2 protein-coding genes are annotated in these 2,503 nt (G+C 69.2%); both read right to left on the minus strand.

The genetic code is table 11. The features are described from left to right. A partial coding sequence (locus BSIN_RS02070; protein ID WP_143757279.1) for an efflux transporter outer membrane subunit occupies positions 1-1,482 on the minus strand: 1,482 nt, incomplete at its 3' end. A gap of 13 nt (positions 1,483-1,495) precedes the next feature. After that, positions 1,496-2,503, minus strand: a 1,008-nt coding sequence (locus BSIN_RS02075) for an efflux RND transporter permease subunit (protein WP_143757277.1), incomplete at its 5' end; no start/stop codon positions are given.

The following is a 2,503-nucleotide window of genomic DNA, read 5'->3' on the forward strand; positions in this document are numbered from 1 at the left end:
CCACCCGCCGCCCAACGCGCGAATCAGATTGACCGTCGAGACGGCCTGCGCGCCTGTCAACTGATTGGCCTGCAACTGCGACTCCAGCACCGAGCGCTCGCTGTCGATCACCTCCAGATAGCTCACCTGCCCTTCCTCGTACTGCGTGCGCGACAGCTTCGCCGCCCGCCGCGACGCATTCACCGCGTCGCTCTGCGCGCGAATTTGCTCATCCAGCAACCGCAGATCCGCCAGGTTGTCCTCCACCTCCCGGAACGCCACCAGCACCTGCTGCCGGTACGCCGCCACCTGCTCGTCGTACCGCGCACGCGCCTGCTGCACCCCCGCGCTGCGACGGCCTCCGTCGAAGATCGGCAGCGTCAGCACCGTCCCCGCAAACGGCCCCAGCAGGAACGTCCGGCTCGACCACATGAACAAATTCCCCAGCGTCGCCGCCTCATAGCCGAACGAGCCCGTGATATCCAGCTTCGGGAAGTACGCCGACTTCGCCAGCCCCACCCGCGCATTGGCCGCCGCCATCGCACGCTCGGCCGCCGCAATGTCCGGACGCCGCTCCAGCAGCGCCGACGGCAACCCCGCCGGAACCCGCACCGTCACCGGCACCAGCGGCGTCTGCACGAACGCGAAATCCGCCGGCGCCTTGCCCAGCAGAATCGCCAGCGCATGCTCCGACGCCGCCCGCCGCCGCGCCACCCCCACCGCGTCGGCCTGCGCCGTCGACAGCTCGTTCTTCGCCCGCGATACGTCCAGCTCGCTGATATCGCCCTCCGTGAAGCGCCGCTGCGCCAGCTTCAGCGCCTCCTCCCGCAACTCCACCGTGCGCCGGTACAGATCCTGGTCCGCATCCAGCCGCCGCAGCTCGAAGTAGTTCTGCGCCACGTCCGCCTGCAGCGCAAGCTGCACCGAGCGGAACAGCGCCTCGCTTTGCGCCGCATCCGCTCGCGACGCCTCCACGTCGCGGCTCACTCGCCCGAACAGATCCGCCTCGTATGACACCGTGCCCTGTGCCCGCCACAGCGTCGTCGTCAGCGGGCCCGTCCCCGACGGCTGAAACTGCGACGCCGACGACAGCCCCTCGCGCACCGGCCCAAAGCCCACCCCCACCTGCGGGAACCATTGCGCGCGCGCCGCGCGCGTGGCCGCGCGCGCCTGCTCCACCCGCGCCGCCGCCGCCTTCAGGTTCTGGTTCGCCGCCAGCGCCTGCGTCTCCAGCGCGTTGAGCACCGGGTCCCCAAACACCGTCCACCACTCGCCCCGATGCGCCCCGTCGGCCGGCTCCGCCTCCTTCCACGTGCCCGCCTGCTCGCCCGGCTCGAGCGCCGGCGCTTCCTTGAACGCCGCCGGCGTTTGCACCTCTGGCCGCTGGTAATCCGGCCCCACCGCGCAGCCCGCCAGCAGCCCCGCCAGCAGCCCGCTCGCCGCCGCCAGCTTCGCCATGCCCGCCACGCGGGCCTGCCCAGTCTTGTCCTTGTTGCCTTGCATCATCTTCTTGTCCTCAAGCATCCGGGGCCGGCACGCCGTAGCCCGCCGCATCCTTGCCCGCCACGTGGATCTTGCCCCCCGCCAGCGTGCGCAGCACCACGTAGAACACCGGCGTCAGCATCAGCCCGAAGCCCGTCACGCCCAGCATCCCGAAGAACACCGCCACCCCCATCGCGTGCCGCATCTCCGCGCCCGCCCCCGTCGATAGCACCAGCGGCACCACCCCCATGATGAACGCGATCGACGTCATCAGAATCGGCCGCAGGCGCAGCCGGCTCGCCTCGATCGCCGCCTCCAACGGCGTCTTGCCGTCATGCTCCAGCTCGCGCGCGAACTCCACGATCAGAATCGCGTTCTTCGCCGACAGCCCCACCAGCACCATCAGCCCGATCTGCGTGAAAATGTTGTTGTCCCCCTGCGTCAGCCACACCCCCGTCAGGGCCGACAAGATGCTCATCGGCACGATCAGGATCACCGCCAGCGGCAGCGTCAGGCTCTCGTACAGCGCCGCCAGCACCAGGAACACCAGCAGCACGCTGATCGGAAACACCCAGAACGCCGAATCGCCCGCCAGAATCTGCTGATACGTCAGATCCGTCCACTCGAACTTCACTCCACGCGGCAGCGTCTCGGCCGCGATCCGCTCCACCGCCGCCTGCGCCTGCCCCGACGAGAAGCCCGGCGCCGGCCCGCCGTTGATGTCCGCCGCCGTGTAGCCGTTGTAGCGCACCACCATCTCCGGGCCGAACGTCGGCGACACCGTCACCAGCGACGACAACGGCACCATCTCGCCCGCCGCGTTGCGCGTCTTCAATTGCAGGATGTCGTCCGGGCGTTGGCGGAACGGCGCGTCCGCCTGCACCCGCACCTGGTACACCCGGCCGAACCGGTTGAAGTCGTTCACGTACAGCGAGCCCAGATACACCTGCATCGTGTCGAACACGTCCGTCACGTTCACGCCGAGCTGCTTCGCCTTGACACGGTCCAGATCCACGTTCAGTTGCGGAACGTTGATCTGATA

Origin of the sequence: Burkholderia singularis, assembly GCF_900176645.1 — a bacterium.
Lineage (GTDB): Bacteria > Pseudomonadota > Gammaproteobacteria > Burkholderiales > Burkholderiaceae > Burkholderia > Burkholderia singularis.